Origin of the sequence: Paraburkholderia sp. BL6669N2, from assembly GCF_003387275.1 — a bacterium.
Lineage (GTDB): Bacteria > Pseudomonadota > Gammaproteobacteria > Burkholderiales > Burkholderiaceae > Paraburkholderia.
Map to the genome: position 1 here is coordinate 2,304,966 of NZ_QUNA01000001.1, position 24,444 is coordinate 2,329,409.

The following is a 24,444-nucleotide window of genomic DNA, read 5'->3' on the forward strand; positions in this document are numbered from 1 at the left end:
CGCCGGGATGAAAATCGCGGCGCCTATGGTTGCGAACAGACGTACCCGACGCGGGCGGCGGGAACGCCGCCAATGCGCGCCTCAGGCGCTCTTCGCAAGCCGGTAGCCGCTGCCGCGTACCGTCTCAATCATAGCATCGCACCCGGCGGGCTTGAGCGCCGCGCGCAAGCGCTTGATATGCACATCGACCGTGCGCTCTTCGACGAATACGTGATCGCCCCACACCTGATCGAGCAGTTGCGTGCGGCTGTGCACGCGCTCCGGGTGCGTCATGAAGAAATGCAGCAGACGGAATTCCGTCGGACCGAGATCGAGCTTGATCTCGCTACCTTCCGCATGCGCGGCCACGCGGTGTGTCGCCGGATCGAGCTTGAGGCCATTGATCGCGACCACGTCTTCGGTCAACTGCGGGGCGCGACGGCGCAACACCGCCTTGATGCGCGCCATCAGTTCCTTCGGCGAGAACGGCTTGGTGACGTAGTCGTCCGCGCCGATTTCGAGGCCGAGCACCTTGTCCTGCTCGTCGCCGCGCGCGGTCAGCATGATGATCGGGATATGCTTGGTGCGCTCGTTGTTGCGCAGATCGCGCGCGAACGCAATTCCCGATTTACCCGGCAACATCCAGTCGAGCAGGACGAGGTCCGGCAATACGTCGCTGATCAGGTTCTGCGCCTGCTCCGCGTTGTACGCGCGAATCGGGCAGTGTCCGGCGTGTTGAAGATTGACCGAAATCAATTCGGAAATGGCGGGCTCATCTTCAATGACGAGAATGCTGCTGGGCATCGGCACCTCTTGTCCTTATATCTGGATTAACTGAGTGCTTCGCGTTCGAGCGCGTCGCGCGACTTGTGCCGCACGTCCGTACCCTTCACGATGTAAATGATGAACTCGGCGATGTTCTTCGCGTGGTCGCCGATCCGCTCGATCGCCTTGGCGATAAACAGGAAGTCGAGGCCCACCGAGATCGAACGCGGATCTTCGGTCATGTACGAAATCAGCTTGCGCACGAAGGCGCGGAATTCTTCGTCGATCGCTTTATCGTCACGCACGATCTGCGCGGCGGCGACCGTATCGAGGCGCGCGAACGCATCCAGCGCGCGGCGCAGAATCGACACCGCCATCTCGCCCGACAACTTGATTTCAGCGATGTTGATGGTGCGCGACGCGCCGTCTTCCATCAAACGCTTGGTGCGCTTGGCGATCTTTTCGGCTTCGTCGCCGGCGCGCTCGAGATTCGTGATGGTCTTCGAAATCGCGATCAACAGACGCAGGTCACGCGCGGCCGGCTGACGGCGCGCGATGATGTTGCTGCACTCTTCGTCGATGTCCACTTCCATCTTGTTCAGACGCTCTTCCGCGGCGATCACCTGTTCGGCGATGTCGAGATCGAATTCGTTGAGCGCCTGCATGGCCTTGACGATCTGCGATTCGACCAGGCCACCCATTTCGAGCACTTTGGAGGAAACCAGATTCAGGTCGGCGTCGAACTGGCTGGACAGGTGTTTGTCGGACATGTCGTACTCCCTTGTTTGTTCGGCGTGTTAACCGAAGCGGCCAGTGATGTAATCCTCGGTTTCCTTGCGGACCGGCTTGATGAAGATCTTTTCGGTGTCGCCGAATTCGATCAACTCACCGAGGTACATATAGGCAGTGTAGTCCGAACAGCGGGCCGCCTGTTGCATGTTGTGCGTGACGATTACCACCGTGTAATCGCTCTTCAATTCGGCGATCAGTTCTTCGATACGGCCCGTCGAAATCGGGTCCAGCGCCGAACACGGCTCGTCGAGCAGGAGCACTTCCGGACGGATCGCGATACCGCGCGCGATACACAGACGCTGCTGCTGGCCGCCCGACAAACCGTAGCCGCTCTGGCCGAGCTTGTCCTTCACTTCGTTCCACAGCGCGGCCTTGGTCAGCGCCCATTCCACGCGGTCGTCCATCTCCGAGCGCGGCAGCGTTTCGAACATCTTCACGCCGAACGCGATGTTGTCGTAAATCGACATGGGAAACGGCGTCGGCTTCTGGAACACCATGCCGATCCGTGCGCGCAGCAGCGAAATATCGCGCTTGGAGGTCAGCAGGTTTTCGCCGTCCATCAGGATCTCGCCTTCAGCGCGTTGTTCCGGATAGAGCGCGTACATCTTGTTCAGCGTACGCAGCAGCGTGGACTTGCCGCAACCCGACGGGCCGATGAATGCGGTCACCTTGCCTTCGGGAATCTGCAGATTGATGTTCTTCAACGCGTGATACTTGCCGTAGAAGAAGTTCAGGTCGTTGATCTCGATCTTCGGGCGCGACGGCGCCTGCGACTGGCCGCTCTGGGCGGGATCGAAACCGGCGGGCGCGGTAGGACGCGCGATCGGATTGAGTTGAGTTTCTGCCATATTCATCGGATTACACTCCGCCCTTACTTGTTCGAGAAGATCGTGCGCGCGAGGATGTTGAGTCCCAGCACCGCGAGCGTGATCAGGAAGACACCGGCCCACGCGAGCGATTGCCACTGCGCGAACGGGCTCATCGCAAACTTGTAGATCGTGACCGGCAGGTTCGCGACCGGCTGGCCCATGTCCATCGAGAAGAACTGATTCGACAGCGCCGTAAAGAGCAGCGGCGCGGTTTCGCCTGCGATACGCGCCACGCCGAGCAGCACGCCGGTCACGATACCCGCGATGGAAGCCTTCAGCGTGATCGACAGCACCATCTTCCACTTCGGCGTGCCGAGTGCGAAGGCTGCTTCACGCAGTGCGTTCGGCACCAGTTTCAGCATGTTTTCCGTGGTGCGGATCACGATCGGGATCTGCAGCAAGGCAAGCGCGAATACGCCGGCCCAGCCGCTGAAGTGGCCCATCTTCGCCACCACCAGCGCATAGACGAACAGGCCGACCACGATCGAGGGCGCCGACAACAGAATGTCGTTGATGAAACGCGTGACGCTCGCGAGCCAGCCCTTCTGGCCGTATTCGGCGAGATAGACGCCAGCCAGAATACCGATCGGCGTGCCGACGAAAGTCGCGAGTGCGACCAGCATCAGACTGCCGACGATCGCGTTGGCGAGACCACCGCCATCGGTGTTCGGCGGCGGCGTCGATTGCGTGAATAGTTCGACCGACAAGCCGCCGATGCCCAGGCGCAAGGTCGTGTACAGAATCCAGATCAGCCACAGCAGACCGAACGCCATCGCGGCGAGCGACATGGTCAGCGCAACCGCGTTCTTCATGCGGCGGCGGCCTTGCAGACGCACGCGCATCGCTTCGAGCGCGACGGCGTCGTTCGATCCCGGCATATTCAAAGTGGGCTGGCTCATTTCGCGCCCTCCCCTTTTTCGAGGCGAAGCAGCATGACCTTGGAGATCGCCAGCACGATGAAGGTAATCACGAACAGAATGAGGCCGAGTTCCATCAGCGCCGACGTATGCAGGCCCGGATCCGCTTCGGCGAATTCATTGGCGAGCGCCGACGTGATGCTGTTGCCCGGCGAAAAGAGCGACACGTTATCGAGCAGATTGGTGTTGCCGATCACGAAGGTGACAGCCATGGTCTCGCCGAGCGCGCGGCCCAGACCCAGCATCACGCCGCCGATCACGCCGCTCTTCGTAAAGGGCAGCACGATCTTCCACATCACTTCCCACGTCGTGCAGCCGATGCCGTATGCCGATTCCTTCAACAGGACCGGCGTGACTTCGAACACGTCGCGCATCACCGAGGCGATATACGGAATGATCATGATCGCGAGAATCACGCCCGCGCACAGGATGCCGATGCCGATCGGCGCGCCCTGAAACAACGCCCCGACAAACGGAATGCCGCCGAGCACGACGCCGAGCGGTTTTTCGAAGTACGTCGCGAAGATCGGCGCGAACACCAGCAGACCCCACATGCCGTACACGATCGACGGAATCGCGGCGAGCAGTTCGATCGCGATGCCGAGCGGACGGCGCAGCCACGCGGGCGCGAGTTCGGTCAGGAAAAGCGCGATGCCGAAGCTGACGGGCACCGCGATGATGAGTGCAATGATCGACGTGGCGATCGTGCCGTAGATCGGCACCAGGGCGCCGAATTGCTTGCTGGGTGGATCCCAGTCGGCGGTCCACAGGAAGCTGAGGCCGAATTGCTTGATCGACGGCATGGACGCGACGATCAGCGAGACGATGATGCCGCCGAGCAGCAGCAAAGTGATGATGGCGGCGAAGCGCGCGAGACCGCCGAAGATCACGTCGCCGGCGCGGCTGGGCGCTTTCTGCTGCGACGCGCTGCCGGGCGGGGTCGACCTGCTCGCGCCGGGCGCTAATTGGATATCGGACATGAGAGCCTGATGGACCTGTTTCCAGTTGCCGTACGACACGTGTCATGCGGCCGGTAATGCCGGGGGTTAAAGCCATTGGCCGTCCTCACAGGAGGACGGCCAACGTGTTACGTACTGCCGATGCCGGGCGCTTTGCTCATTGCCGCACCCGTTGCTTCGCTTACTCGGTGATTGCCTTGCCCGAAGCGTCCTTCACCTTTGCCTTCCATTGCGTGCGGATTTCCGCCACGACCGAATCCGGCAGCGAGATGTAGTCCAGATCGTTTGCGGCTTGCGTACCGTTCTTGAATGCCCAGTCGAAGAACTTCAGCGTTTCGGCGCCTTGCGCCGGCTTGTCCTGCGCCGTGTGCAACAGCACGAACGTCGCGCCGACGATCGGCCATGCATTCTTGCCCGGCTCGTTCGTCAGGATCTGATAGAACGACTTCGACCAGTCCGCGCCTGCTGCCGCTGCCTTGAAGGTCTCCGTCTTCGGCTCGACAACCGTGCCCGTCGAGTTCTTCAGCGCGACATACGTCATGTGGTTCTGCTTCGCGTACGCCCATTCCACGTAGCCGATTGCGCCCGGCAGACGTTGCACGAAGGCCGCGACGCCGTCGTTGCCCTTGCCGCCCGTGCCCGTCGGCCAGTTGACCGTCGAACCTTCACCGACCTTCGACTTCCAGTCTGCGTTGACCTTCGACAGATAGTTCGTCCAGATGAAGCTGGTGCCCGAGCCATCAGCGCGGCGAACCACGGCGATGTCGGTATCCGGCAGCTTGACCTTCGGGTTCAGCGCAACGATCGCCGGATCGTTCCACTTCTTGATCTTGCCCAGATAGATGTCGCCGAGCACTTCGCCCGACAGCGTCAGTTCAGCCGGCTTCACGCCCGGCACGTTGACGACCGGCACCACGCCGCCGACCACCGTCGGGAACTGGAACAGGCCTTCCTTGGCGAGTTCGTCGTCCTTCAGCGGAGCGTCCGAACCAGCGAAGTCGACGGTCTTCGCGACGATCTGCTTCACGCCGCCCGACGAGCCGATGCCTTGATAGTTAACCTTGCCGCCGCCCGACTTCTGATACGAGTCGGCCCACTTCGTGTAGATCGGTGCTGCGAAGGTGCTGCCCGCGCCGGTGATGTCTGCGGCTTGCGCTGCGATCGCGAAAAGCGCGCCAGCGACGCCAGCGAACACGGTTTGCATCAATTTCATGAGACCTCCAAAGGTGTGAGCGGTGTGAGCGTGTAAGACGAACACCGCGAAGCTTAGGGTCTCTTTGTGACAGTAACGTGACTTAACGTGAAACGGATGTGACAGTAGGATTACACGGCTGAAAGCCGATTTGTCAGAGAAAACCTGGACTTCCGGCGAAAGCCGTGACGCTCTTTAGATTAGTCGAAGAAAGATGGGGCGCGAACGTTTGCGAGTGCGCGTTCGGGAAAAAGATGCGGCCTGGGTCGTGCGGCAATGGGCCACGGGTGAGAGGGTGGTTCGGGCATGGCTGTGAGCGTTGGGACTGGCTTTTGATTTTGTGTTTTTGGGCGCCGGCCTACTTTGCGATGTGCCTTTTGCGCAGTTCGCCGACTGAGACTGAGGGCAGCGAGCGAGGGCGTCAGGACGCGATACGCATCGTCCCAACATCCCGCCCGCCGCAAGCGCGTGTGGCTTACGCCGTGGCCTCTTTGACCGCGCCGGCAATCGATTCCGCATGAAGAAGTGCGTCGGCGGCATTTTCCGCTTCCACCATCACGCGCAGCACCGGCTCCGTGCCGGACGCGCGGATCAGCACGCGGCCACGGCCGTTCAGCGCGCTCTCCGCCTTGGCGATGGCGCGGCGGATTACGTCGCTACTCTTCCAGTCCGCGCCAGGCTTCATGCGCACGTTGATCAGCTTCTGCGGGAACAGCGTGACGCCGTCGAGCAGGTCGGCGAGCGTTTTCTCGCTGCGCTTCATGGCTGCCAGCACCAGCAACGCCGAGACGATGCCGTCGCCCGTGGAATGACGGTCGAGCGAAAGAATATGGCCGGAGCCCTCGGCGCCCAGTTGCCAGCCGTGTTCGCGCAACTGTTCGAGCACGTAGCGATCGCCGACCGCCGCGCGCACGAACTTCACGCCGGCTTCCTGCAACGCCACTTCCACCGCCATATTCGTCATCAGGGTGCCGACTGCGCCGTCCACTTTGCCGTCGGTCGCGACACGATCCTTGACCAGGATGTAGAGCAGTTCGTCGCCGTTGTAGAGACGCCCTGCCGCGTCGACCACCTGCAGACGGTCGGCGTCGCCATCGAGCGCGATGCCCAGATCCGCATGATTCGCGCGCACGGCACGCACCAGCGCATCCGGCGCGGTCGCGCCGACACCGTCGTTGATGTTGAAGCCGTTCGGCGCGACGCCGATCGGAATCACTTCGGCGCCGAGTTCGTGGAACACGTGCGGCGCAACGTCATACGCGGCGCCATGCGCGCAGTCGACCACCAGCTTCAGGCCGTGCAGGTCGAACGCCGCCGGAAACGTGCTCTTGCAGAACTCGATGTAGCGGCCTGCCGCGTCGTCGAGACGCCGCGCCTTGCCGAGTTGCTCGGATGCCGCGCAGGCGAGCGGCAGATCGAGTTGCTCCTCGATCTGCGCTTCCACCTCGTCCGGCAACTTGTTGCCGTCGGCGGAGAAAAATTTGATGCCGTTGTCGTAGTACGGGTTATGCGATGCACTGATCACCACGCCCGCGGCGAGCCGCAACGCGCGCGTCAGATAGGCGATGCCGGGAGTCGGCATCGGACCGGCCAGCATCACGTCCACACCCGCTGCGGAGAAACCTGACTCGAGCGCGGCTTCGAGCATGTAGCCCGACACACGCGTGTCTTTGCCGATCAACACGGTTGGCCGCGTGCCGCTTTTGGCCCAGCGGTCCGCGCCTGCCAACACCTTGCCGGCCGCGTAGCCGAGCCGCAATACAAACTCCGGCGTGATAGGTCCTTCGCCGACTTTGCCCCGAATGCCGTCCGTTCCGAAATAACGACGTGCCATGTTTTATCTTCCTCCTTGGCTTGTGGGTTCAACCGCGCGCGCGGCTGTGCTTCGCCGCGTCGCGCATGGCTGCCCATACTTTCAATGCATCTACAGTTTGCGCGACGTCGTGTACACGCAGAATCGCAGCGCCCCGTTCAGCGGCGCACACGGCCGCCGCAATACTGCCCGCGACGCGTTCCGGCGCCGGGCGTTCCACCACCGCGCCGACCATCGACTTGCGCGACATGCCAGCAAGAATGGGATATGGCGGCTCAGCTCGCGGCGCCGTGTCCGGCAGATGCGCGAGCAGCGTGTAATTATGCTCGACTACAGTCTTGCCGAAGCCGAAACCTGGGTCCACGCTGATACGAGCACGCGCAATGCCCGCCTGCTTGAGCGCCGCGACCCGCTCCTCGAGAAAATCGCGAACCTCGCTCACCACATCGTCATAAGCGGGCTCACCGACCTGCATGGTCTGCGGCTCGCCGAGCATGTGCATGACGCACACGCCGCATTGACTGTCGCGCACCGCGTCGATTGCGCCCGGCATGCGGAAGCCCCAGATGTCGTTGATCAGATCGGCGCCGGCGGCCAGCGTATGGCGCATCACTTCAGGCTTGTAGGTGTCGATCGACAACGGCACATTCGCGCCACGCAACTGCTCGACGAGCGGGATCACCCGCTCCAGTTCTTCGTCGAGCGACACCGGCGGCGCGCCCGGACGCGTCGATTCGCCGCCGATATCGATAATGTCAGCGCCGTCGAGCATCATACGCTCGGCCTGGCGCAACGCATCGCCGCGCATCGCGTATTTGCCGCCGTCGGAAAAAGAATCGGGAGTGACGTTCAGAATGCCCATGACCAACGGGCGCTCAAAGGTCAGCTTGAAACGGCCGCACTGCAGCGGCTCGGGAATAGGCAAAAAAGGGAATTCGACTTTCGACACGTGGAAGTGCTTCATGCAAACGGATAAATGCAAAACGGGCCGGTGTGAAAACACACCGGCCCGCACTTTCTACTGGTCGCCTATCAGGCCGGCGCGGTCGCGCTGCCCGGTTTGACCTCGGTGCCCGGGCTGCCGCCCGACGAGGCGTCGGTTGCCGACGGCGGCGAGCTCTTCGGCGAACGCGGCGGACGGCCTGCCATGATGTCGTTGATCTGATCGGCGTCGATCGTTTCCCACTCCATCAGCGCGGCGGTCATCGCTTCGACCTTGTCGCGGTTCTCGTCCAGCAAGCGCTTCGCGAGATTGTATTGCTCGTCCAGCACGCGACGGATTTCGGCATCGACCTTCTGCTGCGTCGCTTCCGAAATGGTGCGCGTAAAGCCGCGGCCAAACGGCGTGGCGTCGTTTTCGTCGTCGACGTAGACCATCGGTCCAAGTGCGTCCGTCATGCCGAAGCGGGCCACCATGGCGCGCGCGGTTTGCGTGGCCTTGTTGAAGTCGTCCGACGCGCCGGTGCTGAGCAGGTTCAGGAACAACTCTTCCGCGACGCGGCCACCGAACAGGATCGCCAGGCGATCCAGCAGGTAGTCCTTCGAATACGTTTCGTTGTCATGCTCCGGCAATTGCCAGGTCACACCCAGCGCACGGCCACGCGGAATGATCGTGACCTTGTGCACCGGATCGGCCTTCGGCAACAGCTTGGCGATCACCGCATGGCCCGACTCGTGGTACGCCGTAGCACGCTTCGATTCTTCGCGGATCACAGCCGACTTGCGCTCCGGACCCATGAAGATCTTGTCTTTCGCGTCTTCGAAGTCGTTCATTTCAACGATACGTTTGCCGCGGCGAGCCGCAAACAAAGCTGCTTCGTTCACGAGATTCGCCAGATCGGCGCCCGAGAAGCCCGGCGTGCCGCGCGCGATCACCGCTGCGTCGACGTCGTTCGAAATCGGCACCTTGCGCAGGTGAACCTTCATGATGTGCTCGCGGCCGCGAATGTCCGGCAGACCGACGTACACCTGACGGTCGAAACGGCCCGGACGCAGCAGCGCCTTGTCGAGCACGTCCGAACGGTTCGTTGCGGCGATCACGATCACGCCCGAGTTCGCTTCGAAGCCGTCCATCTCCACCAGCATCTGGTTCAACGTCTGCTCGCGTTCGTCATTACCGCCGCCCATGCCGGCGCCGCGATGACGGCCGACCGCGTCGATTTCGTCGATGAACACGATGCAAGGCGCATGCTTCTTGGCCTGCTCGAACATGTCGCGCACACGAGCCGCGCCGACACCGACGAACATTTCGACGAAGTCCGAACCTGAGATGCTGAAGAACGGCACTTTCGCTTCACCCGCGATAGCACGCGCCAACAGCGTCTTACCTGTTCCCGGCGGCCCAACCAGCAGCACGCCGCGCGGAATGCGGCCGCCCAACTTCTGAAATTTCTGCGGATCGCGCAGGAAGTCGACCAGTTCGGAGACTTCTTCCTTGGCTTCGTCGCAACCGGCGACATCGGTGAAATTGATTGCGTTGTTGTTTTCGTCGATCAGACGTGCACGGGATTTGCCGAACGAGAACGCACCGCCTTTCCCGCCCCCCTGCATCTGTCGCATCATGTAGAACCAGAAGCCGATGATCAGGATCGTCGGTCCGAGGTAGTACAGCGCGGACACCAGCGCGTTGGGTTCGTCATCAGCCTTGCCGCTCACCTGAACGCCATACTTCATCAGATCGCCGACCATCCAGATGTCGCCGGGCGACACGATCTGGTACTTCTGGCCGTCTGCTGGAGTGACCGTGAGGTTCCGCCCCTGGACAATGACGTTCTTGACTTTGCCGTTCTTCGCGTCGTCCATGAACTGCGAATAGGAAACGCCTTCCTGGACACGGGGCTTGTCGAACTGCTTGAACACCGTAAACAGCACCAGTGCGATAACCAGCCACACTGCTGCTTTCGAAAACATATTGTTGTTCAAAGCACCACTCCTTCACTTAGACGGGCGCCTACATTTGCCTTGCGGCACCACGAAAGCATTCTAATCCAGTCCGCAGACCCCTGCCATAAGGTTTCACTACCACAGAAATAGGACAGCGGGTCAGTGCCGCACCCATTTCCGAGGCCATGATCGCATTATCGGCAGATGCGGAACCGTCCTGCAGCGTCCTATGCGGGCCGCTTGAGATGCTTACCCAAAATAAACGTTTCTGACGATTTGTCCCGCGACGCTTTCGGCTTACGGGCCGCCACCACCTTAAATTGATGCTTGAACTTTTCGACAATCTGGCTGTAACCGCTGCCGTGAAAGCATTTGACTAAAAGGGCACCATCCTGCTTGAGGTGATTTTGTGAGAATTCCAGCGCGAGATCGCACAGATGCTCGATTCGCGCGGCATCCGCCACCGCCACTCCCGACAGGTTGGGCGCCATATCCGAAATTACAAGATCAACCTGGCGTTCGCCGACCAATTCTTCCAGTTGACCAACCACGCTGTCCTCGCGGAAGTCGCCCTGAATAAAAGTGACGTCGGCAATCGGTTCCATCGGCAGGATGTCCAGCGCGATGATCGTGCCGTCGATGCCGCCTTCGCGCTCGGCGTCGCGCTGCGAACCCTTGGCAAGCTTGTTACGCGCGTACTGACTCCAACTGCCGGGCACCGAACCGAGATCGACGATCACCTGACCGGGACGGATCAGCTTGTCCTGTTCGTCGATTTCCTTGAGCTTGTAGGCCGCGCGGGCACGATAGCCCTCCCGCTGCGCCATTTTTACGTACGGGTCGTTGATGTGATCATGCAACCACGCCGTGTTGAATTTGTTTTTTGCCATTAAGCGTTGAACTCTTGCTGCGTTATGACACGCTTTAGGGGATAATACGCGGTTAATTCGCGCGGACGCCGCCAAAACTGGCAGTCATCCGCGATTCTGTTGTTCTGACGCGCCGCCCTGCCCTATTAGCCGAATCTCTCGGAAATGCAGGTGCCGCCATTTTAGTCGAGTCTCCCACTTTCCATGCCCGCCCTCAAAGTCTCTTCCGACCAACGCGCCGAGTTGCGCTCCCAGGCACATGCGCTCAAACCGGTCGTGCTCGTCGGCGCCGAAGGCTTGACCGACGCTGTGCTCTCCGAGATCAAGGTTCACCTTGGCGCTCATCAGCTCATCAAAATCCGCGTGTTCGGTGACGAACGCGAAGAGCGCATCGCGATCTACGAAGAAATCTGTGACAAGCTGAACGCCGCGCCGATCCAGCATATCGGCAAGCTGCTGGTGATCTGGAAGCCGGAAGCCGCCCAACCGGCGGTGAAGGCCAAACGTGGCGCCCTGCCGAGCGCCCGCGAAGCCGCTGTCGAAGCCAAACCGGGCAAGGGCCGCGCGCCGCGCGTCGTGACCGTGGTGAAGCCCAGCGAAATCCCGATGCGCAAACCCAAGGCCAAAGCCGTCGTGGTGCGTGGCAATGAACGCGTGACGCAAGGCGGCAACATCAAGCGCGCCAAGAAACGCCAGGCCAGCGCGAAGCGCTCGCATCAGTCGTCGAAATAAGCGAATGATGAAAGGTGCGGGCGGCGTCCGCACCTCGACGTGGGCGGCTTGATCACGACTTCAAAACCTGAGATCGCTCAGCAAGCTCGCCGCGTTCTGGTTTGCAGTCAGCCGGCCACGTTCCCTGCCGTGCCGCGAGCACCCTGCTCAGCCGACGCCACGCCTGCGCCCGCAGGCAGTTTCCACACCAGCGCCACACCCAGCAGGCTTTCGATCAGGTAGAACAGACTCGACACGCCGTGCAAAATGCCGAAGCGTGTTGCATAAGCCGAATGTCCGACATCGCTGCCCGCTTCTAGCGCGGCGATGCGCATTGCATTCATAAACGGCTGCAACGCGAAGTAACCGACCAGCACGCACACCAGCATCCCCGCGATCAGCCAGCGCAAACGACGATACGCATCGCTGCCGCGTCGAACCAGCACGTTCGCGAGACCGAGCAGCAAAATGCCGCATACCGCACCCAGTACGCCTTCAATGCGGAACAGTTGCGCGGCCACCGCGCCAGCGGTCATCCGGTCGAGCGACGTGAACAGCACAGGCGCGACCGCATAGCCGATAGTCAGCAGACTACCGACCCACACCACCGTCAATAAGCGGAAAAAACGATGCGGCATCAAGGACACCGGAGCCGCCTTCAAACGTAGCTAACCGCGATGATTTCGTATTCGCGCACGCCGCCCGGTGCCTGCACCGACGCAACGTCGCCTTCCGACTTGCCGATCAGGGCGCGCGCGATCGGCGAGCTGATCGAGATCAGGCCATGATCGATGTCGGCCTCGTCGTCGCCGACGATCTGGTATTTGACCGACGCTCCCGAATCCAGGTCTTCCAGTTCCACGGTCGCGCCGAACACCACGCGCCCGTCCGCTTCCACTGCCGCCGGGTCGATCACCTGCGCGCCGGCCAGCTTCGATTCGATTTCAGCAATCCGGCCTTCGATAAAGCCCTGCTTTTCCTTCGCCGCGTCGTATTCCGCGTTTTCCGACAGATCGCCCTGGGCACGCGCTTCCGCGATCGAATTGATCACCGAAGGACGCTCAACCGATTTCAGGCGCTGCAGTTCATCGCGCAACATTTCCGCGCCGCGCTTCGTCAATGGAACAGTGCTCATAAACAACTCTATGCAAAAAACAGCCGTAAAAAAAATCACCGCGGTTAAGTGCATTCCGCAGGGGCCAGAGCGCCGGGCAAAACCCGGCGCCAAGCACCTGCGGAACGCCGCTTAACCGCGGCACTTACATCTTGGACAGGTATTCGAAGCCTTAGTTTAGGCGAGCGTGCAGGCCTTGTAAATCATAGACTTCCAGATCCTTCAAATAGCGCAACCCTTCCACTGCGGCACGCGCGCCGGACATGGTCGTGTAGTACGTGACCTTATTCGCCTGCGCGCTCATGCGGATCGAACGCGAGTCGGCGATCGCGGCGCGGGTTTCGTCGACGGTCGTAAAGACCAGCGCGATCTCGCCGTTCTTGATCATGTCGACGATGTGCGGACGGCCGTCCTTCACCTTGTTGACGACCTTCACCGGCACGCCGGCCGCTTCGATCGCGGCAGCCGTGCCCTTGGTCGCGACGATCGGATAGCCGAGTTCGTGCAGCATGCGTGCCACTTCGACGGCCTTCGGCTTGTCGGCGTCCATCACGGTCAGCAGCACCGTGCCCGACTCCGGCAGACGCGAACCCGCCGCGAGCTGCGACTTGAACAGCGCTTCGCCGAAAGTCTGACCCACGCCCATCACTTCGCCGGTCGAACGCATTTCCGGTCCGAGCACCGGATCGACTGCCGGGAACTTGACGAACGGGAACACGGCTTCCTTCACGCTGAAGTATGGCGGATCGATTTCCTTCGTCACGCCTTGTTCAGCGAGCTTCTGACCGACCATGGCGCGCGCCGCGATCTTCGCGAGCGGCAGGCTGGTCGCCTTCGATACGTACGGCACCGTGCGCGAAGCGCGCGGATTCACTTCGAGCACATAGATGACATCTTCTTTCGAGCCGTCCGCCTGCGGCACTTGCTGGATCGCGAACTGCACGTTCATCAGGCCGATCACGTTCAGCGCCTTCGCCATCGCGCCGGTTTGACGCTTCAACTCAGCCACAGTTTCCTTCGACAGCGAATACGGCGGCAGCGAGCACGCCGAGTCGCCCGAGTGCACGCCCGCCTGTTCGATGTGTTCCATCACGCCGCCGATGAACACGGCTTCGCCGTCGGAGATGCAATCCACGTCGCATTCGATCGCGTCGTTCAGGAAGCGGTCGAGCAGCACCGGCGAGTCGTTCGACACCTTCACGGCCTCGCGCATGTAGCGCTCGAGGTCGCGCGGCTCGTGGACGATTTCCATCGCGCGGCCGCCGAGCACGTACGACGGACGCACCACCAGCGGATAGCCGATCTCGTCGGCCAGCTTGAGCGCTTCGTCTTCGGCGCGCGCGGTGCGGTTCGGCGGCTGGCGCAGACCGAGGTCCTGCAGCAGCTTCTGGAAACGCTCGCGGTCTTCGGCGGCGTCGATCATGTCCGGCGACGTGCCGACGATCGGCACACCGTTCGCTTCGAGGTCGAGCGCGAGCTTCAGTGGCGTTTGACCGCCGTATTGCACGATCACCCCGACCGGCTTTTCCTTGTCGACGATTTCGAGCACGTCTTCGAGCGTGAGCGATTCGAAGTACAGACGATCGGACGTGTCGTAGTCGGTCGAAACGGTTTCAGGGTTGCAGTTGACCATGATCGTTTCGTAGCCGTCTTCGCGCATGGCGAGCGCGGCGTGCACGCAGCAGTAATCGAACTCGATGCCCTGGCCGATCCGGTTCGGGCCGCCGCCCAGCACCATGATCTTTTTGTTGCTGGTCGGGTTCGCTTCGCACTCTTCCTCGTAGGTCGAGTACATGTAGGCGGTTTTCGTGGCGAACTCGGCCGCGCACGTATCGACGCGCTTGTACACCGGGCGCACGTTCAACTCGATACGGCGTTGACGCACTTCCGCCGGCTTCGCGCCAAGCAACTTTGCCAGACGACGATCCGAGAAGCCGCTCTGCTTCAGGTACTTCAGCTCTTCCTTCGAGATGCTTGCGAGCGTGCGGCCCGCCAGCGCCTTTTCCTTAAGGATGATCTGTTCGATCTGCGCGAGGAACCACGGGTCGATCGAGGTCTCTTCGAAAATTTCCTGAGCCGTCATGCCGATACGGAACGCGTCGCCCACGTACCAGATGCGATCCGGACCGGCTTCGCCGATCTCGCGGATGATCTCGTCGCGGTTATCGGTCTTTTCGTCCAGACCGTCGACGCCGACTTCCAGTCCGCGCAGCGCCTTCTGGAACGATTCCTGGAAGGTGCGTCCAATCGCCATCACTTCGCCGACCGACTTCATCTGCGTAGTCAGGCGCGAATCGGCTTCGCGGAATTTTTCGAACGCGAAACGCGGGATCTTGGTGACGACGTAGTCGATGGTCGGTTCGAACGACGCCGGAGTCTGGCCGCCGGTAATTTCGTTCTTGAGCTCGTCGAGCGAGTAGCCAACCGCCAGCTTCGCGGCGATCTTCGCGATCGGGAAACCGGTCGCCTTCGACGCCAACGCCGACGAGCGCGACACGCGCGGATTCATTTCGATCACGACCATGCGGCCGTCTTTCGGATTGATCGAGAACTGCACGTTCGAGCCGCCGGTGTCGACGCCGATCTCGCGCAGCACCGCAAGCGATGCGTTACGCAGGATCTGATATTCCTTGTCCGTGAGCGTTTGCGCCGGCGCGACGGTGATCGAGTCGCCGGTGTGGATGCCCATCGGGTCCAGGTTTTCGATCGAGCAAACGATGATGCAGTTGTCCTTCTTGTCGCGGACCACTTCCATCTCGTACTCTTTCCAGCCGAGCAGCGACTCTTCGATCAGCAGTTCGCGCGTGGGCGACAGATCGAGACCGCGCTTGCAGATCTCTTCGAACTCGTCGCGGTTATACGCAATGCCGCCGCCCGAGCCGCCCAAGGTGAACGACGGACGGATCACGACCGGATAGCCGCCGCTGCCCGTTTGCAGAGCGATCTCGGCCTGCACCTGGAGCGCTTCCTCCATGGAATGCGCGGTGCCCGATTTGGCCGAACCGAGGCCGATCTTGGTCATCGCGTCCTTGAACTTCTGGCGGTCTTCCGCCTTGTCGATCGCTTCCGGCGACGCGCCGATCAGCTCGACCTTGTACTTTTTCAGCACGCCGTGCGCGTGCAGGTCGAGCGCGCAGTTCAGCGCGGTCTGGCCGCCCATCGTCGGCAGGATCGCGTCGGGGCGCTCCTTGGCGATGATGCGCTCGACGACTTCCCACGTGATCGGCTCGATGTAGGTCACGTCGGCCGTGTTCGGGTCGGTCATGATCGTCGCCGGATTGCTGTTGACGAGAATGACCTTGTAGCCTTCCTCACGCAGCGCTTTGCATGCCTGCGCGCCCGAGTAATCGAACTCGCACGCCTGGCCGATGATGATCGGACCCGCGCCGATGATGAGGATGCTCTTGATGTCTGTCCGCTTGGGCATAACGCTCTCGCTAATGTATTCCTGTGTCCACCGGAGTTGGCGCTTTAGCGCCTTACTCCGGTGCCATGCAACCTGGTTGCTATTCTTTCCGTCGGCGCGCGCCGCCGTGGCGTTGCGCGCGCTCTACTCTGTCCGGTGCGGCTCGCCGCGTGTGCGTCGCTTTACGCCATGTACGTCGGCGTGTGCGCCGGTCACGCGCGGCGCGGCGTGAGCCGTGCGCCGCCGGGACTTGTCTGCCGCTTTATGCCGCTGCGGTCTTGCCAGCCTTCTTCGTGTCCATCAACGCTGTGAAGCGGTCGAACAGATAGGCGATGTCATGCGGACCAGGCGACGCTTCCGGGTGACCCTGGAAGCAGAACGCCGGCTTGTCGGTCAGCGCGAAGCCCTGCAGCGTGCCGTCGAACAGCGAAACGTGCGTGGCGCGGGCGTTGGCGGGCAGCGTGTCGGCATCGACCGCGAAACCGTGGTTCTGCGACGTGATCACCACGCGGCCATCCTCCAGATCTTTCACCGGATGGTTCGCACCGTGGTGGCCGGTCTTCATCTTCATGGTTTTGGCGCCGACCGCCAGACCCATGATCTGATGGCCGAGGCAGATGCCGAAGGTCGGAATGCCGCGCTCGATCAGTTCCTTGGTGGCCGTGATTGCGTAATCGCACGGCTCTGGGTCGCCAGGACCGTTCGACAGGAAAATACCGTCCGGATTGAGAGCGAGCGCGTCAGCAGCGCTGGCTTGCGCCGGCAGCACGGTGACGTGGCAGCCGCGTTCGGCCAGCATGCGCAGGATGTTGTACTTGACGCCGTAGTCGAACGCCACGACGCGGTACTTCGGCGCCTTTTGCGTGCCGTAGCCCTCGCCCAGACGCCATTCGGTCTGGGTCCACTCGTAGGTTTCCCTGGTCGACACGACCTTCGCGAGGTCCATGCCCGAGAGGCCCGGGAACGAGCGTGCGAGTTCGATGGCTTTGGCTTCGTCGTCCGAACCGGCGAGGATCGCGCCGTTCTGCGCGCCCTTGTCGCGCAGAACGCGAGTCAGCATGCGGGTATCGAGACCGGCGATGGCAACCACGCCTTCGTCCTTGAGGTATTGCGGGAGCGTGCGCTCCATGCGGAAGTTCGACGCGAGAACCGGCAGATCGCGAATGATCAGGCCGGCGGCATGGACTTTCGTAGCTTCGACGTCTTCGGCGTTCACGCCGACGTTGCCGATATGCGGATACGTGAGGGTCACGATCTGGCGCGCGTAGCTCGGGTCAGTCAGGATTTCCTGATAGCCGGTGATAGCGGTGTTGAACACGACTTCGCCGATGGTATGCCCGGGGGCGCCGATCGAGTAACCACGAAAGACCGTGCCGTCGGCGAGCGCGAGCAGAGCGGGAGAAAATGACGGCAACACGGGAGACTCCTTGGGGGAACACCCTGTTGCCGACCTGTCTATCCGACTGCGAGCCGCAGCGAAACGCATCCGGGATGCGCGCGCAGACTCGCTCGCGAACTGCCGTTGACGTTGCAAGGGGCGCGATGAGTCCATTGTGTGGACGGATCGGCTGGGGGCGTGGCCCTGCTTGCTACGCCGGTGGCGCGCGGCGGATGAACGGTATGGGAGAGGTAGGCGCTAGGGTGCGGGTTGATAAGCTCAAACCTCGGAATTATAGCGTGAAACTGCCCTTCCCTCCAAATCCGAGATGACGTCGGCATATGGCACGGTGCGGCTCGAAATCGCTGAAAGTGCTGTCATGTCTGGCGCGGACGGTGATCTGGAGCGTTTCTGCCAGCGCAAATCGGGACAGTGCCGGGAGATGGGGCACCACCGGCGAATCACCCGGCGCCAGGTGCCGTGACGACCGGCGAATGGGCGTGTCCGGCGGCAGACTGCGGGCCTGATTTTGCTTCAAGCGTCCTGTTCGGCGTGGACCTCGGCCGGGTGAACCAGCTTACGGCCCGGCAAGACATACCAGATCGCGCTCGCCACCTGCAACGCCACGAGAATGCCCCAAGCCATCAGATGCGCGGCCGCCGGATAGTGGCCGCCGCTCGCCGGCCAATGCGACAGCACGGCGCCGACGCCGATCTGGAAGCCGAAAATCAGCAGGAATATGATCAGCGTCAGCGTGGTATTCACGCGGCCGATCATCTGCGCCGGGAAGTGCCGCGCCATGACCGCGTAGCTGAGAATGCCGGTGCCGCCAAAAATGCCGTACGCCGCCCACAACAGGCCCGCGGGCAGCGGCGCCTTGAACATGATGAGCAACTGGGTCACGACGTACAGCGCCATGCCGATGCCGCAAAACGCGTAAAGCGAGATGCCGCGCCGCTCGAGACCGCGCGCCGCCGCGCCGAAGCCCACGCAGCCGGCCATCATCGCGAAGCCGAGAATCGAAACAAGCGCCGCGGCTTCGCGCGGCTCGAAGCCCTGCACGTCACGCAGCCACGCGCCGACCCAAAGCGACTGCATCGCGTAGAAGACGCCTTGCGTGACCACCGAGAACGACGCGATCTTCCAGAACGCCGCGCTGCGCAGAATATGCAGCGTGCCTTTGAACTGGGCACCCAGACTCGCCTGATGATGCGATTCCTTCGTGTCCGGCGCGAGCGTCCACTGCGCCAGCGCGACCAGCACTGTCAAGATACCGAGCCCGACGCAGACGGTGCGCCAGCTGGCGAACGTCAGCGCCCACGTCAGCGGCGAGCCGACCATCACGCCGCCGAAGCCGCCGATCGCCATCACGAGGCCGTTCATCAGCGGCAAGCGCGCGGCGGCGAAGTGTTGCGCCAATGCCTTGAACGCGGCGCCAAGACACACGGAGACGCCGACGCCGATCAGCAGCCGCCCCACCATCATCACGCCGATGCTATGAGCGGCGCCGAACACCCAAATGCCGAGCGCGGCAAATAGCAACGTGACGGCCGTGACACGCCGCGCGCCGAAGTGATCGAGCAGGACGCCGGCCGGAATCTGAGCGCCCGCAAAGCCGAGAAAATAAAGACTCGTGAGCAAGCCCAGATCCGCAGCCGACAGGCCGAGATCATGCGTAATGAACGGCGCAAAGCCGAGATTGACGCCGCGGAACACGTAGGAAACGAAATAGCCGGCGGAGAACAGCAAGAAGACGCGCAACTGGGTCGACGACATGAGCTTTGAGTTAGGCGGCTGGCCGAATGGGTTTGACCGAAGCACGAAAGATAAAGGAAAAGCGCCGGCTTTGCGCGAAACGATCTGCACAATGAAAAACGCCGTCACCACAGGTGACGGCGTTGGAAAAAGCGCGGTGCGTGATCGGAGCGCAATTCATGCGCTGCCCCGCAACGCATGTGGTCACTGCCGTGTGAGCCGTTATTGGCCTACTTACTCTTCTTCGCGCTGGCCGTGGTCTTTGGGCGGCTCTCTGCCGCAGCCTTCGACGCCTTGCTGGACGTGGAAGCCGACACCTTGGTCACCTTGCCCTTGCTGGCGCTGGATGCGGTCGGCTTGACGACCCTGCCTACCGGCTCGGAAACCTTCACTACCTCGGCCCGGCCACGACCCTTCTTTTTGTCGTAGCGCGATTCGCTTCTGGTGTCCGCGACGCGGGTGCCGATCTTCTCGACACCGCCGCCCTGCACATCGGTCGCGATGCGTTCCGGACCCGGCTCGCTAGGCATGGCCTTGCCGACCGGCACATGCAGCACGATCACCTGACCGCGCGAAACGGCGTCGCGATGTGTACGGTTCCATGCTTTCAACTGCCCGACCGATACGCCATAACGCACGGCGATGGCTGCCATCGACTGATTGCGGCGTACGCGGATCAGCATCTTGCGCGTATCGGGGACGTCGGGCTCCATAGCCAGCACGGCGCTTTCGGCAACGTCGGCGCTAATGTCCTCGTCGTCGTCCGAGCCGCGCGGCACCACAATCGTGGAGCCGGGTTTCAACCGCATGCCGACCGGAATCTTGTTCACTTCCATCAGCGTGTCGGCGTCGACACTGATCTTTTGCGCGATCGCCGCGGGTGTCGCGCGTTCGGTGACCGTGTACGTGGTCCACGACGACAGCGAGCCGGAGTAAGTCTTCAGATTGCGCTCGAAGGCGCTGGCGTTGTCGAATGGCAGCAGGATCTGCGGCTGCGTTGCGCCGAGAATCACCGGCTTCCTGAACGACGGGTTCAGCGAGCGGAACTCGTCAAGGGACAGATTGGAGAGCTTGGCGGCCATGTCCACGTCGATGTCGTGCGAGGTGGTCACCGTCACGAAATACGGGTGGTTCGGAATGGTCGGCAGCGTGAGCCCGTACATTTGCGGGTTCATCACGATGTTCTTGACCGCCTGCAGCTTCGGCACGTAGTTACGCGTCTCGTTCGGCATGCGCAGGCTGAGGTAGTCGGTGGGCAAGCCCGCCGCCTCGTTGCGCGCAATCGCGCGCTGCACGTTGCCCTCGCCCCAGTTGTACGCCGCGAGCGCCAACTGCCAGTCGCCGAACATGTCATGCAGACGCGACAGATAGTCGAGCGCGGCGCTGGTCGAGGCCAGCACGTCGCGGCGCTCGTCCTGCCACATGTTCTGCTTGAGGTTGTAGGTGCGGCCCGTGCCCGGCATGAACTGCCACATGCCGGCCGCCTTCGCCACCGACAACGCCTGCGGGCTATACGCCGATTCAATGAACGGCAGCAACGCGAGCTCGGTCGGCATATGGCGCGCCTCGAGTTCTTCGACGATGTGGTACAGGTACTTCTGCGAGCGCTCGGTCATGCGCTGCACGTAATCAGGACGCTGCGCATACCAGTTGACCTGCATGTCGACGAGGTCGGTTTGCAGGTCAGGCATCTGGAAACCACGGCGAATACGGCCCCAAAGGTCGGCGTCGGCGCTCGTCAACTGAGTGACGGAGCCTTGATCGACGTTGATCGTCTCTTTGGCGGTGGCTGACTTGCGAAGGGCGTCTGCTACGGCTTGCTGACTGGCGGGGTTGGTTGCGGTGTTCGGAATGCTCGTCGTCGGTCCCTGGCTCGCGCAGGCGGCGAGCGTCAGGACCAGCAACGCACTAAAGATAAATCGCATGAAAATCTCGGCTTCCACAAGGGCTGGAATTTGCAGCCGATAGTACGAAACGGCAACGTTTACGTCAATCGGAAAATTACGAAAAAATCAAGTAAATCTTGGGCTTGGCGAATTTTTCCGATTCTTCGCGTGAGGATTACCCTGCCGGGAGGTGGGTCAACGGAAGCGGTTCTTCCATTCGCGCATCAAGGTAAAGGCTGTTAATCGATCCGGCACCTTCTCGTGCAACTGCTCCTGCAAGGTCGCCTGAACCGCCGCAACGCCCGCGCGCAAGAACGGATTCACGGCGCGTTCATGGGCGATCGTGGTGGGCAGCGTGGGCACGTCGCGCGCGCGCAGTTCGCTCGCTTTGTCCCGCCAGGCTTGCAGTTCGGCGTTGCCAGGCTCGCAGGCGAGCGCGAAGCGGATATTCGACAGCGTGTATTCGTGCGCGCAGTGAACCTCGGTCGCGCCGGGCAGCGCGGCCAGCGCGTCCAGCGAGGCGAGCATCTGCTTCGGCGTACCTTCGAACAGCCGGCCGCAACCGCAGGCGAACAGCGTGTCGCCGCAAAACACGTGCGGCGTGCCGTGCGGGTCGGCCGCCTGGAAATAGGCGATGTGGCCGCTGGTGTGGCCCGGCACGTCGAGCACGCTCAATTCGAGCGCGGGCGCGGCAATCGACACGTGATCGCCATTTTTGAGACGATGCGTGAGATGCTCGATCGCTTCACCAGCGGGGCCGTAGACGGGCACGGCCTGGCCATTCAGCAGATCGGCCACCCCGCCGACGTGGTCTTGATGATGGTGCGTGAGTAAAATAGCGCTCAGCCGCCAACCCCGTTTCGCCAGATAGGCTTTTACGGGGGCGGCCTCACCCGGATCGACGACCGCCGCGTGGTGTCCGTCGGAAACGACCCAGATGTAATTGTCATCAAACGCCGGGACCGGTACGTACTCGAGCGCATTCATAGGCGACGCATTCTTTGATATGACTGACCGAGCGATTATAGACTGGCCCGCCTGGACCGACTCGCCACCTGGCCGATACGTACTCGAGTGGGAGCAGACCCAACTCGACCGCGTGGTGTCGGACGTGTTCGGTTACCATGCGCTGCAACTTGGCCTGCCGCAACTCGACGCCTTGCGCGAGAACCGCATGCCGTGCCGCGGGCTTGTGCTCGACGCCGCGAGCGGAGCGAGCGCGCCGTATGCGTATCCGCGCGGCGCGGGGCGTGCCGGCAATGGCGATCGCAACGGTTCGCATAACGGCACCACACAGAGCGGACTTGTGGGCCTGCCGGCGCCGGCTGGACGGAGCGCCGTCTGGTGCGACCTGCTGGACCTGCCGTTCGAAGCGCAAAGCGTCGATCTGATCGTCATGCCGCACACGCTGGAATTCACGAGCGACCCGCACCGTCTGTTGCGCGAAGCCGAGCGCGTGCTGATGCCCGAAGGCCAGTTGATCATTCTCGGCTTCAATTCGCTGTCGCTGTGGGGCGCGCGGCAATCGGTCGGCAAGATGACCGGCCGGCCGTTCGTGCCGGCCGCCGTCGACCTGATCGCCTTCACGCGCCTGAAAGACTGGATCAAGCTGCTCGGCTTCGACCTTGAACGCGGGCGTTTCGGCTGCTATCGTCCGCCGCTTGGCAGCGAGCAATGGCTCGCCCGCTACGGTTTCATGGAAGCCGCCGGCGACCGCTGGTGGCCGATTTTCGGCGCCACCTACATGATCAAGGCGATCAAGCGCGTGCGCGGCATGCGTCTCGTCGGCCCGCTGAAAGTGAAGAAACCCGTCCTCGCCGCAGGCCTCGCGCCCGCCGCCACACCGAATACACGCAACCATACTCAATGACTTCCGATCTCATCGATATTTATACCGACGGCGCCTGCAAGGGCAACCCAGGCCCGGGCGGCTGGGGCGCGCTGCTGCGCTTCGGCGACCAGGAAAAAGAACTGTTCGGCGGCGAAGCCAACACCACCAACAACCGCATGGAGTTGATGGGCGTGATCGCCGCGCTCGAAGCACTGAAGCGCCCTTGCAAAGCGGTCGTGCACACCGACTCGCAATACGTGCAGAAAGGCATCAGCGAATGGATCCACGGCTGGAAGAAGAAAGGCTGGATCACCGCCGCGAAACAACCGGTCAAGAACGCGGATTTGTGGAAGCGGCTCGACGCGCTCGTCGCGCAACACGAAATCGAGTGGCGCTGGGTGCGCGGGCACAACGGCCACCCGGAAAACGAGCGCGCCGATCAGTTGGCCAATCGCGGCGTCGCATCGCTCGCACAGATGTAACTCCTGCCGCGACGGCGCGCGCCGCCCACCGCGTGCGCACCCTTTTTTCCGCAAATATCTTTAGGCAGGCTAATCCGACATGCGTCAACTCATCCTCGATACCGAAACCACGGGCCTGAATGCCCGCACCGGCGACCGGATCCTTGAACTTGGTTGCGTCGAAATGGTGAACCGTCGGCTGACGGGCAACAACCTGCACTTCTATATCAATCCGGAACGCGACAGCGATCCGGGCGCGCTGGCCGTGCACGGACTGACCACCGAGTTCCTGAGCGACAAGCCGAAGTTCGCCGAGATCGCCGATCAGTTTCGCGACTTCATCCAGGACGCGGAACTGATCATCCACAACGCACCGTTCGATATCGGCTTTCTCGATGCCGAGTTCGCGCTGCTGGGTTTGCCGCCGGTGAAAACCTACTGCGGCGAAATCATCGACACGCTGGCGCGCGCCAAGCAGATGTTCCCCGGCAAGCGCAATTCGCTCGACGCACTGTGCGACCGCTTCGGCATCAGCAACGCGCACCGTACGCTGCACGGCGCCCTGCTCGACTCGGAACTGCTCGCCGAAGTTTATCTGGCGATGACGCGCGGCCAGGAAAGCCTTGTCATCGACATGCTCGGCGAGTCGCACGGCGGCGGCGATTCGCATGCGCCGCGCGTGGCGATCAGTTCGCTTGACCTGATCGTGATTTCCGCCAGCGAGGATGAACTCGCCGCGCACCAGTCGGTGCTTGACGGTCTCGACAAGGCGGTCAAGGGCACGAGCGTGTGGCGCCTCGAACCGGCGCCCGCTGCGGATGAGCAAACCGCTTAAAAAGTACTGGACGAGCCCGAAAATTGCTG

At 62.1% G+C, this 24,444-nt stretch carries 21 protein-coding genes; 4 read left to right on the plus strand and 17 right to left on the minus strand.

Features of this window, described 5'->3' with window-relative positions; translation table 11 throughout:
* Window positions 1-81: 81 nt before the first annotated feature.
* From phoB to B0G80_RS10495, 10 genes are all read right to left on the minus strand, one after another.
* On the minus strand, window positions 82-783 hold the full coding sequence (gene phoB / locus B0G80_RS10450; RefSeq protein ID WP_006051991.1) for a phosphate regulon transcriptional regulator PhoB: 702 nt from the start codon (window positions 781-783) through the stop codon (window positions 82-84).
* A gap of 26 nt (window positions 784-809) precedes the next feature.
* Window positions 810-1,514, minus strand: coding sequence for a phosphate signaling complex protein PhoU (gene phoU, locus B0G80_RS10455; protein WP_106283720.1), 705 nt, complete (start codon window positions 1,512-1,514; stop codon window positions 810-812).
* A gap of 27 nt (window positions 1,515-1,541) precedes the next feature.
* Window positions 1,542-2,390, minus strand: coding sequence for a phosphate ABC transporter ATP-binding protein PstB (pstB, locus tag B0G80_RS10460; RefSeq protein ID WP_106283721.1), 849 nt, complete (start codon window positions 2,388-2,390; stop codon window positions 1,542-1,544).
* Window positions 2,391-2,407: 17 nt separating this feature from the next.
* Window positions 2,408-3,304, minus strand: a complete 897-nt coding sequence (gene pstA / locus B0G80_RS10465) for a phosphate ABC transporter permease PstA (RefSeq protein WP_106283722.1) — start codon at window positions 3,302-3,304, stop codon at window positions 2,408-2,410.
* Window positions 3,301-4,302 (minus strand): phosphate ABC transporter permease PstC, encoded by a 1,002-nt coding sequence (gene pstC, locus B0G80_RS10470; RefSeq protein WP_106283723.1) that lies wholly within the window; start codon window positions 4,300-4,302, stop codon window positions 3,301-3,303. The genes pstA and pstC overlap by 4 nt, the downstream gene beginning before the upstream one ends.
* 160 nt (window positions 4,303-4,462) lie before the next feature.
* The gene (gene pstS, locus B0G80_RS10475) at window positions 4,463-5,494 is read right to left on the minus strand and encodes a phosphate ABC transporter substrate-binding protein PstS (RefSeq protein ID WP_116117947.1); all 1,032 of its coding nucleotides are present in this window, start codon (window positions 5,492-5,494) and stop codon (window positions 4,463-4,465) included.
* Between the two features lie 454 nt (window positions 5,495-5,948).
* Window positions 5,949-7,307, minus strand: coding sequence for a phosphoglucosamine mutase (gene glmM, locus B0G80_RS10480; RefSeq protein ID WP_116117948.1), 1,359 nt, complete (start codon window positions 7,305-7,307; stop codon window positions 5,949-5,951).
* A gap of 28 nt (window positions 7,308-7,335) precedes the next feature.
* Window positions 7,336-8,148: a dihydropteroate synthase gene (folP, locus tag B0G80_RS10485; RefSeq protein WP_408968000.1), complete on the minus strand. Its 813-nt coding sequence runs from the start codon at window positions 8,146-8,148 to the stop codon at window positions 7,336-7,338.
* Window positions 8,149-8,318: 170 nt separating this feature from the next.
* Window positions 8,319-10,208 carry an ATP-dependent zinc metalloprotease FtsH gene (gene ftsH, locus B0G80_RS10490; RefSeq protein ID WP_012433842.1) on the minus strand — a complete coding sequence of 630 codons (1,890 nt, stop codon included), beginning with the start codon at window positions 10,206-10,208 and terminating at the stop codon, window positions 8,319-8,321.
* A gap of 188 nt (window positions 10,209-10,396) precedes the next feature.
* Entirely contained in the window at window positions 10,397-11,059 is a 663-nt protein-coding gene (locus B0G80_RS10495; RefSeq protein ID WP_106283726.1) for an RlmE family RNA methyltransferase, read from the minus strand.
* A 183-nt stretch (window positions 11,060-11,242) separates the two neighbouring features.
* On the opposite strand from B0G80_RS10495, the gene B0G80_RS10500 reads away from it, so the two are divergent.
* Window positions 11,243-11,770 carry a YhbY family RNA-binding protein gene (locus tag B0G80_RS10500; RefSeq protein ID WP_116117950.1) on the plus strand — a complete coding sequence of 176 codons (528 nt, stop codon included), beginning with the start codon at window positions 11,243-11,245 and terminating at the stop codon, window positions 11,768-11,770.
* Between the two features lie 107 nt (window positions 11,771-11,877).
* Here B0G80_RS10500 and B0G80_RS10505 read toward each other — a convergent pair whose 3' ends face one another.
* The 7 genes from B0G80_RS10505 to gloB form a co-directional block, all read right to left on the minus strand.
* Complete coding sequence (locus tag B0G80_RS10505; RefSeq protein ID WP_106309784.1) at window positions 11,878-12,387, minus strand: DUF4149 domain-containing protein; 510 nt, start codon at window positions 12,385-12,387, stop codon at window positions 11,878-11,880.
* Window positions 12,388-12,407: 20 nt separating this feature from the next.
* Complete coding sequence (gene greA / locus B0G80_RS10510) at window positions 12,408-12,884, minus strand: transcription elongation factor GreA (protein WP_012433846.1); 477 nt, start codon at window positions 12,882-12,884, stop codon at window positions 12,408-12,410.
* Between the two features lie 151 nt (window positions 12,885-13,035).
* Window positions 13,036-16,290, minus strand: coding sequence for a carbamoyl-phosphate synthase large subunit (gene carB, locus B0G80_RS10515; protein ID WP_116117951.1), 3,255 nt, complete (start codon window positions 16,288-16,290; stop codon window positions 13,036-13,038).
* Between the two features lie 241 nt (window positions 16,291-16,531).
* A complete protein-coding gene (gene carA / locus B0G80_RS10520) occupies window positions 16,532-17,686 on the minus strand; it encodes a glutamine-hydrolyzing carbamoyl-phosphate synthase small subunit (protein WP_116117952.1) in 1,155 nt (384 codons plus the stop codon).
* A 495-nt stretch (window positions 17,687-18,181) separates the two neighbouring features.
* Entirely contained in the window at window positions 18,182-19,423 is a 1,242-nt protein-coding gene (locus B0G80_RS10525; protein ID WP_116119619.1) for a nitrate/nitrite transporter, read from the minus strand.
* Window positions 19,424-19,632: 209 nt separating this feature from the next.
* Entirely contained in the window at window positions 19,633-21,327 is a 1,695-nt protein-coding gene (locus B0G80_RS10530) for a transglycosylase SLT domain-containing protein (RefSeq protein ID WP_116119620.1), read from the minus strand.
* Window positions 21,328-21,483: 156 nt separating this feature from the next.
* A complete protein-coding gene (gene gloB, locus B0G80_RS10535; RefSeq protein ID WP_116117953.1) occupies window positions 21,484-22,275 on the minus strand; it encodes a hydroxyacylglutathione hydrolase in 792 nt (263 codons plus the stop codon).
* A gap of 19 nt (window positions 22,276-22,294) precedes the next feature.
* Between gloB and B0G80_RS10540 the strand changes: the two genes are divergently transcribed.
* The 3 genes from B0G80_RS10540 (at window position 22,295) to dnaQ (ending at window position 24,415) form a co-directional block, all read left to right on the plus strand.
* Window positions 22,295-23,158: a class I SAM-dependent methyltransferase gene (locus B0G80_RS10540; protein ID WP_116117954.1), complete on the plus strand. Its 864-nt coding sequence runs from the start codon at window positions 22,295-22,297 to the stop codon at window positions 23,156-23,158.
* Entirely contained in the window at window positions 23,155-23,601 is a 447-nt protein-coding gene (gene rnhA / locus B0G80_RS10545; RefSeq protein WP_106283734.1) for a ribonuclease HI, read from the plus strand. Before B0G80_RS10540 ends, rnhA begins: the two co-directional genes overlap by 4 nt.
* Window positions 23,602-23,680: 79 nt before the next feature.
* The gene (gene dnaQ / locus B0G80_RS10550) at window positions 23,681-24,415 is read left to right on the plus strand and encodes a DNA polymerase III subunit epsilon (protein WP_116117955.1); all 735 of its coding nucleotides are present in this window, start codon (window positions 23,681-23,683) and stop codon (window positions 24,413-24,415) included.
* Window positions 24,416-24,444: the final 29 nt, after the last annotated feature.

Bases quoted from the DNA above. Each gene is read 5' to 3' on its own strand.
- phoB (WP_006051991.1), bottom strand. From the start codon at position 783: ATGCCCAGCAGCATTCTCGTCATTGAAGATGAGCCCGCCATTTCCGAA.
- B0G80_RS10505 (WP_106309784.1), bottom strand. From the start codon at position 12,387: ATGCCGCATCGTTTTTTCCGCTTATTGACGGTGGTGTGGGTCGGTAGT.
- gloB (WP_116117953.1), bottom strand. From the start codon at position 22,275: ATGAATGCGCTCGAGTACGTACCGGTCCCGGCGTTTGATGACAATTAC.
- glmM (WP_116117948.1), bottom strand. From the start codon at position 7,307: ATGGCACGTCGTTATTTCGGAACGGACGGCATTCGGGGCAAAGTCGGC.
- pstS (WP_116117947.1), bottom strand. From the start codon at position 5,494: ATGAAATTGATGCAAACCGTGTTCGCTGGCGTCGCTGGCGCGCTTTTC.
- pstA (WP_106283722.1), bottom strand. From the start codon at position 3,304: ATGAGCCAGCCCACTTTGAATATGCCGGGATCGAACGACGCCGTCGCG.
- phoU (WP_106283720.1), bottom strand. From the start codon at position 1,514: ATGTCCGACAAACACCTGTCCAGCCAGTTCGACGCCGACCTGAATCTG.
- B0G80_RS10530 (WP_116119620.1), bottom strand. From the start codon at position 21,327: ATGCGATTTATCTTTAGTGCGTTGCTGGTCCTGACGCTCGCCGCCTGC.
- B0G80_RS10540 (WP_116117954.1), top strand. From the start codon at position 22,295: ATGACTGACCGAGCGATTATAGACTGGCCCGCCTGGACCGACTCGCCA.
- carB (WP_116117951.1), bottom strand. From the start codon at position 16,290: ATGCCCAAGCGGACAGACATCAAGAGCATCCTCATCATCGGCGCGGGT.
- rnhA (WP_106283734.1), top strand. From the start codon at position 23,155: ATGACTTCCGATCTCATCGATATTTATACCGACGGCGCCTGCAAGGGC.
- B0G80_RS10500 (WP_116117950.1), top strand. From the start codon at position 11,243: ATGCCCGCCCTCAAAGTCTCTTCCGACCAACGCGCCGAGTTGCGCTCC.
- pstB (WP_106283721.1), bottom strand. From the start codon at position 2,390: ATGAATATGGCAGAAACTCAACTCAATCCGATCGCGCGTCCTACCGCG.
- B0G80_RS10525 (WP_116119619.1), bottom strand. From the start codon at position 19,423: ATGTCGTCGACCCAGTTGCGCGTCTTCTTGCTGTTCTCCGCCGGCTAT.
- pstC (WP_106283723.1), bottom strand. From the start codon at position 4,302: ATGTCCGATATCCAATTAGCGCCCGGCGCGAGCAGGTCGACCCCGCCC.
- B0G80_RS10495 (WP_106283726.1), bottom strand. From the start codon at position 11,059: ATGGCAAAAAACAAATTCAACACGGCGTGGTTGCATGATCACATCAAC.
- folP (WP_408968000.1), bottom strand. From the start codon at position 8,148: ATGGGCATTCTGAACGTCACTCCCGATTCTTTTTCCGACGGCGGCAAA.
- greA (WP_012433846.1), bottom strand. From the start codon at position 12,884: ATGAGCACTGTTCCATTGACGAAGCGCGGCGCGGAAATGTTGCGCGAT.
- dnaQ (WP_116117955.1), top strand. From the start codon at position 23,681: ATGCGTCAACTCATCCTCGATACCGAAACCACGGGCCTGAATGCCCGC.